This window comes from Kitasatospora arboriphila, assembly GCF_039528095.1.
GTDB classification, from domain to species: domain Bacteria; phylum Actinomycetota; class Actinomycetes; order Streptomycetales; family Streptomycetaceae; genus Kitasatospora; species Kitasatospora arboriphila.
Window position 1 is genome coordinate 1 of record NZ_BAAALD010000181.1, and the last position, 6,351, is coordinate 6,351.

General features: G+C 70.5%; 7 protein-coding genes and 2 pseudogenes. 5 read left to right on the top strand and 4 right to left on the bottom strand.

Going from position 1 to position 6,351, the window contains the following annotated elements; translation table 11 throughout:
• Together ABD353_RS38925 and ABD353_RS38930 are read right to left on the bottom strand one after the other, a co-directional pair.
• The coding region (locus ABD353_RS38925) for an ABC transporter ATP-binding protein (RefSeq protein ID WP_344628460.1) at positions 1–568 on the bottom strand (568 nt) is incomplete at its 3' end.
• A 63-nt stretch (positions 569–631) separates the two neighbouring features.
• Entirely contained in the window at positions 632–1,495 is an 864-nt protein-coding gene (locus ABD353_RS38930) for a DUF4097 family beta strand repeat-containing protein (RefSeq protein ID WP_344628461.1), read from the bottom strand.
• A gap of 436 nt (positions 1,496–1,931) precedes the next feature.
• Here ABD353_RS38930 and ABD353_RS38935 point away from each other — a divergent pair, with 436 nt between their 5' ends.
• Positions 1,932–2,252, top strand: coding sequence for a hypothetical protein (locus tag ABD353_RS38935; protein ID WP_344628462.1), 321 nt, complete (start codon positions 1,932–1,934; stop codon positions 2,250–2,252).
• Between the two features lie 21 nt (positions 2,253–2,273).
• On the opposite strand, the pseudogene ABD353_RS38940 reads toward ABD353_RS38935, so the two are convergent.
• Both ABD353_RS38940 and ABD353_RS38945 read right to left on the bottom strand, forming a co-directional pair.
• Positions 2,274–2,681: pseudogene (locus ABD353_RS38940) on the bottom strand (IS701 family transposase); the annotation flags it as partial.
• Between the two features lie 164 nt (positions 2,682–2,845).
• Entirely contained in the window at positions 2,846–3,283 is a 438-nt protein-coding gene (locus tag ABD353_RS38945) for a hypothetical protein (RefSeq protein ID WP_344628463.1), read from the bottom strand.
• 186 nt (positions 3,284–3,469) lie between these two features.
• On the opposite strand from ABD353_RS38945, the gene ABD353_RS38950 reads away from it, so the two are divergent.
• The 4 genes and pseudogenes from ABD353_RS38950 to ABD353_RS40740 all read left to right on the top strand — a co-directional run.
• A complete protein-coding gene (locus ABD353_RS38950) occupies positions 3,470–4,717 on the top strand; it encodes a sensor histidine kinase (protein WP_344628464.1) in 1,248 nt (415 codons plus the stop codon).
• Positions 4,705–5,355 carry a response regulator gene (locus ABD353_RS38955; RefSeq protein ID WP_143600460.1) on the top strand — a complete coding sequence of 217 codons (651 nt, stop codon included), beginning with the start codon at positions 4,705–4,707 and terminating at the stop codon, positions 5,353–5,355. The genes ABD353_RS38950 and ABD353_RS38955 overlap by 13 nt, the downstream gene beginning before the upstream one ends.
• Positions 5,356–5,471: 116 nt before the next feature.
• Positions 5,472–5,954 (top strand): potassium-transporting ATPase subunit C, encoded by a 483-nt coding sequence (locus tag ABD353_RS38960; RefSeq protein WP_344628465.1) that lies wholly within the window; start codon positions 5,472–5,474, stop codon positions 5,952–5,954.
• Positions 5,955–6,191: 237 nt separating this feature from the next.
• Positions 6,192–6,351 (top strand): annotated as a pseudogene (locus ABD353_RS40740) (DUF4097 family beta strand repeat-containing protein); the annotation flags it as partial.

Genomic DNA, 6,351 nt, shown 5'->3' on the forward strand with positions numbered 1-6,351 from the left:
TGTTCTGGCGGGAGCGCGGGTCGAGGCCGGTGGTGGGCTCGTCGAGGAAGATGATCCGCGGTGCGCCGACCAGGGTCATGGCGATGTCGAGGCGGCGCTTCATGCCGCCGGAGTAGGTGGAGGCCGGCTTCTTCGCGGCCTCGGCGAGGTCGAAACGGTCCAGGAGTTCGGCGGCGACGCGTCGTCCCTCGCGCTTGGTGAGGTGGTGCAGGTCGGCCATGAGGAGCATGTTCTCCTCACCGGTGATCAGGCCGTCGACGGCGGAGAACTGGCCGGTGACGCCGATGGCGGCGCGGACGGCTTGCGGGTCGGCGGCGAGGTCGTGGCCGGCCACCCGGGCGGTGCCGCCGTCGGCGGTGACGAGGGTGGAGAGGATCTTGACGGCGGTGGTCTTGCCGGCGCCGTTCGGGCCGAGCAGTGCGAAGACGGTGCCGGCCGGGATGTGCAGGTCGATGCCGTCGAGGACGGTCTTGTCGCCGTAGGACTTGCGCAGACCGGCGGCGGTGATCGCGGCAGGCGGCTGCTGGTCGAGGTCCGTCCTGGATGCGGGCATGGCGGACGAAGGCATGGGGCCCTCCGGTTGAAGGCTGGCGTGGCTGGAGCGGGACGGTGGTGCCGGTGCTGCCGCGGGTCAGGCCCGGGCACGCAGGATGTCGACGGTGCCGTGCGTGGTGCGGGCGCTGACCTTGACGGTGTCCTCGGCCTCCGAATCGGCCGTGGCTGCGGCCGGGGCTCCGGCGGCGGCGAGCGCGTTACGGACCTGCCCGGAGCCGGAGGCGGCGTCGATCCAGGCGGCGGTGCCCTTGCGGACGCCGACCTCGATCGAGCCGAAGGCGGTCTCCAACCGCACCGTCCCGCGGACGACTTCACCCAACCGCAGGGTGCCGTGGGCGGTGCTGGCGGTGACGGACGCCTCGGCGTGGGCGATGTCGATGTCGCCGTTGGTGCCGCGCACCCGGAGGTCGCCGAGGGCGGTGCCGACGGTGGTGGTGCCGTGCGCGTTCTTCAGGGTGGCGGGGCCGTCCACGGTGCCGACGCGCACGCTGCCGGAGCTGGTGCTGATCTCGGCGGCGCCCTCGATCCGGTCGACGGTGATCGAGCCGTGCGAGGCCTCCAGGTGCAGCGCGCCGGTCGTGTCGAAGCGGAGGTCGCCCGAGGAGGTCTTCACCCGGACCTCGCCGAGCCGGCCCTCGCCGAGCACCTGGGTCCAGGAGCCGGCCACGGCGACGTGCGAGCCCGTCGGCAGTCCGACCGTCACGTCGACGGTTCCGGAGCGGCGGAGCGAGAAGGGCTGCTTGGGCGTCGTGACGGTCAGGACGCCGTCCGTGCAGGTGATCCGGGTCCGCTCGGCGGCCCGCACGTCCTGGTCCTTCTGCGGGTCGCGGGGCAGCACCTCGACGACGGTGTCGGTGCGGTCGCCGGCGGTGAGCCGGACGGAACCGGCCTCCACGCTGGCGGTCACGGAGATCGGTTCGGGGGTGGTGAAGGAAGGCATGGCTGTCCCGTCCTCTCGGCTCTGCAGGACGTCCCCGCTGGTGGGACGCGGTGTGTGGATGGGGTGGGGTGCGGGGTGCCGCGGTCGGCACACCCGGCCGGTCGAGCTGTGCCCGGTCGGCCGTCGGCGCGACCGGGTGGTCCAGGTTCGTGACGCCATGGTGGCACCATGATGGCGCCATGTGCAAGCCCGTATGGCGCCATTCGTGGCGCCTCGCGGCGGTGATGCTCCTGACCTGCGGAAACGCGCGCGGATGGACAGGCCTGCTGTGGCGCCGCCCGTGCCGTGTCTGATGCCGGCGGTCTGCGATGGCGTCGCTTGGTGCCATGTGGCGCCACTCGGGAGCCGCGGGTGCCATGCGGAGCTTCGCGGCATTCGATGGTGGACGTGCCGCGCCGATGCTCCCTAAGCTGGTGATCACCTGGGAGGGGGCGTAGTGAACGGCAATCCGCTGTACCACTGGACGGCGCTGGCAGTGTCCACCGCGCTCCTGCTGCCGATTCCGGTGGCGGTACTGGCCGGCTGGACACCGCCGTGGACGCGGGAGCGACGGGCCGGGATGAGGCTTCGCGCCTACGGCGTCCTCTGCTTCTACGCCCTCGCCCCCCTCAACGGCCTCCCGCGGATCGCCGACGCGTCCGCCGGTACGGTCATGGCCTGCACCGCCGCCGGCCTCGGCCTCATCGCGGCCGCAGCGGTGCTGTTCCTCCTCGCGGAGCGCAAGGACGCGAACGCCCGGTCGGCGGGGCAGGTCTAATACTCCAGCTGCAGATCTTGATCACGGCTGTTGGAGGGCCTGACGTTGGTAGTGGCTGCTCCGTGCACGGGCCTGGTGTCGTCGGCGCCAGCATGACCAACTGAGCCAGTGCGCCAGGCCGCGTGGTTGCGGTGCGGCGAAGGCGGTGAAGGGGCGTTGGATCTCGCCGCAGGTCAGCGGGGCGAGCCCCGGCGGCGTGGTCACGGTGGTCCGTTCGATGGCGGCCGTGACCACGAGGAATGCGTGCGCGAGCATGGCCAGCGTGGTCCAGCGGTGCCAGGAGGTCCAGCGGCGGACCTGGTGCTCGTCCAGGTCGGTCAGGCCCTTCGCGGACTGGAAGGTCTCCTCCACCGTCCAGCGGCGCCCGGCCACCCTGACCAGGGCGCTCAAAGGAACGGGTCCAGCCGAGTAGCAACGCACGAAGGCCCGTGCCCTGCGACGCGGCTCGACCCGGGCGAACCGCCTCGCCACCCTCGCCATCAGGTCGTCGAACACCGGCTGCCACCGGGCAGGGTCTACGCCGTGGCCCACGGCCATCGGCCGATCTTCGTCTGTCCACACAACCGACGATGATCAACGGTGGCCGTGCCTTTCTACGCCACCCAGCAGTACAGGTTCTCGTCTCCCTCGCGGACGCCACGGGCCAGGTCGGCCAAGCCGCTCAGGATCCACACGGCGATCTCGGGGTCGAAGACCTCGCCGTCTGCCGCCCGCTCGGCCACCCACAGCCGGCTGACTTCAGCGAGCCGGTGCTCGACGGCAGTGCACAGGGCATCTCGAAGGGTGCCGGAGACGGCGAGGACGAGCGGACCCTCGCCGTCGTCCGGGTCGACAACAGTCTCGGGAACATCGTCGTCGAGGACTTCCTTAAAGCTCCGACCGGTGAAGATGCCCTCCCACTCGATCAGAGCCTCCTCGACATCGAAGTTGCCGAAGGTCAGGGACTCGAAGACCCCGTCGGGACCACCCCCCGCGACAGCAGCGGCAGCTTCGGCGTCCGGTGCCACGAAGAACTTGATGACGATGCTCACCGGGGCATAGTGCCTGTTCCACCGGGCCCGGTCCACCTGCCAGCGGCCGGCAGAAGCCGACCTACCGACCCGAGATGCTGTCCGCCCACAGGCCAAGATCAAGATCTACAGCTGGTACTAGGTTCACCATGAGATCGGGTACAGGCTTCATGGCACCGTCCTCCTGCGGTGCCCTAGCGTCGTGCCATGACGATTCCAGCCGGACTGAGACGCACGGTCCTCCGGGCGCAGCGGGACACCGGCTTTCTTGCCGTTGGTGTGCTGCCGCACCTGGCGCTGGTGCCCGTGTGGGCCTGGGCGGCGGCGACCACCGCCAGGACGGGGAACTGGCTCCTTACGGTTTCCACGTCGGCCGCCCTGGTCCTGCTCGGCACCCCGGTGCTGACGGCCGTTCAGCGGGCTCGCTACCGGGTGCTCATCGGTGTGGACGTCCCCCGGCTCACCCCCACCGCGCCGGAACAACGGACGTGGGCCTCGACCGCCCGGTGGCTCGCGGCGACGCGGCCTTGGCGCAAGATCGGCTACCACCTCCTGCTGGGCCCGCTGCTCGCGCTGCTGGAGCTGCTGGTGCTCGCGGTGGCAGCGGCGTGCCTGGCGGGCGTCATCGCCTACGCCTGGTCATGGGCGCTGCCAACCGGAATCCGCCAGGACTGGTTCGGCTACCTGACCCAGCTGCCGGCTTACACAGCGGCTGGACTCCTCCTCCTGTGCGCCCTGCCCTGGACCGCGCGGGCAGTAGCCCGGGCCGAGGCGCGGCTGGCGTTGGGCCTGCTCGGGCCCAGCCGGGCGCAGCGGCTCCAGGAGCGGGTCGATCAGCTGACCGTGAGCCGGACCGACTTGATCGAAGCCGTCGACGCGGAGCGCCGCCGGATCGAGCGCGACCTGCACGACGGCACCCAGCAGCGGTTGGTGTCTCTCGCGGTCAACCTGGGTCTGGCCATTGCCACCCGCCCGGACCTGCCGAGTGATGCCCGCGAGGTGATCGCGAGAGCGCACCTGGAGGCGAAGGAGGCGATCGCCGAACTCAATGACCTGGTGCGGGGGCTGCACCCGGCGGTGCTCGAAGACCGAGGTCTGGACGCGGCGTTGTCCGGGCTGGCTGCCCGCACGCCCCTGCCGGTGCGGCTGCGGGTCAATCTGGAGGAACGGGTGGCGCCCGACGTGGAGTCAGTCGCGTACTTCGTGATCTCTGAGGCGCTGACCAATGCAACGAAGCACGCCAACGCGATGCGTGCAGAGGTGATAGTCCGTCAGGTCGGTGAGGTGCTGCGAGTGCGCGTTACCGACGACGGGCTGGGCGGTGCCGACGCAGCCGCCGGCACGGGGCTGACGGGGCTGGCCAAGCGGGTCGGCTCCCTCGACGGGGCCTTCCACGTCAGCAGCCCCGTCGGCGGGCCCACCACCATCACCGCGGAGCTGCCGTGCGCGCGGTGATCGCCGAGGATTCGGTGTTGTTGCGGGTCGGCCTGATCAAGGTGCTGGAGATGGGTGGGTTCCAGGTCGCCGCGGAAGCCGGCGACGCGGAGGGGCTGTTGGCGGCAGTGGCGGAGCACCGGCCCGAACTCGCCTTGATCGACGTCCGGATGCCGCCCGGCTTCACCGACGAGGGGGTGCGGGCGGCGATGGAGATCCGTCGGCGCTGGCCGGGGACGCCGGTGGTGCTGCTTTCGCAGTACGTGGAGGAGCGGTACGCGGCTGACCTGCTGTCTGCGAACACCAGCGGTGTGGGCTACCTGCTCAAGCAGCGGGTTGCCGATGTCGCCGACTTCGTGGCGGCGGTCCGGCGAGTGGCGGACGGGGGCACGGCCCTGGACCCGCAGGTCGTCGCCCAGTTGCTGCTGCGGCGCGACAGCGACCCGCTCGCGCGGCTGACCCCCCGCGAACGGGAGGTGCTCGGCCTGATGGCCGAGGGGCGCTCCAACGCCGGCATCGCGCAGGCGCTGGTGGTCAGCGAGAGCGCCGTGGCGAAGCACATCAACAACATCTTCGCCAAGCTCGACCTGCCCGTGGTCGACGCGGACCACCGCCGCGTCCTGGCCGTGCTGCGGTTCCTCGGAGCGTCCCGGGCCTGACCTTCCCATCCGTGATCACGATCTACGGCTGGAGTACCAATTCAGTCCACTGGTTCCAGGCCACCGGCACTCTTCTGCCATGCCCCTTGTGGAGAACGTGGCAGCAGGCCTTGCCCTTGCTGCACTGCGCTGGTGCTTCCGCCGCCTGGCCCGGTGATGGAGGCGCAGAACCAGCCGGACCGACCGACCGAAGGAAACCTAACGAGCAGGCCCAGCCGGACCCGAAGTGGTTCCAGCCGCGCCCCTCCGCCGGCTCGTGCGACCCGAAGGCCTCCGGCGCCTCCAATCTCGGCCCCAACAGCGAGGACCTGCTGAAGACGATCCAGGACCGGCGCGCCGCGATCGCGGCCTTCGACGGCGTCGACCCGGCGAGCGTCCCCGTGGACGCCGTCACCGCCTCCGGCTCCGGCCTCGACCCGCACATCTCCGTCGCCTACGCGAAGGAGCAGTTCGACCGGGTGGCCAAGGCATGCAACGTGCCCGCCGAGAAGCTGAACCGGCTGATCGGCGAGTACGCCGAGGGCCGCTCGCTCGGCTTCCTCGGCCAGGCCGGCGTCAACGTCGTCCTGCTCAACACGGCGCTGAACGACCTCAAGTGACGGCAGCCCGGCAGCGCCACTGACCGGAGCCGGCCCGCCCCCGGAGTAGCGTTCACGCCCATTCATTGCAACGGACTGCATGTGTGACGTTGCGTTATTTCTGTGGCTGTTGCAACGATTTACCGGCTTTGACCTGCTGCTATTGGGATTTGATGCAACGAGTAAGTTGCCAAGGCTTGGAATGCAACGTAGCGTTTCCAATGTCAGAAACCAGCGCAGCCAGTCAAGGAGAGCACGATGCACACCTTCAACACCCCCGCCCCGGTCACCGTCGTCCTCGACATCCCCGCGGGCCGCGTCCGGGTCGTCGCGGCCGACCGGGCCGACACCGTCGTCGAGGTCCTGCCCGCGGACGCCGCCAAGGGCCGCGACGTGAAGGCGGCCGAGCTGGTCGAGG

Bases quoted from the DNA above. Each gene is read 5' to 3' on its own strand.
- ABD353_RS38950 (WP_344628464.1), top strand. From the start codon at position 3,470: ATGACGATTCCAGCCGGACTGAGACGCACGGTCCTCCGGGCGCAGCGG.
- ABD353_RS38930 (WP_344628461.1), bottom strand. From the start codon at position 1,495: ATGCCTTCCTTCACCACCCCCGAACCGATCTCCGTGACCGCCAGCGTG.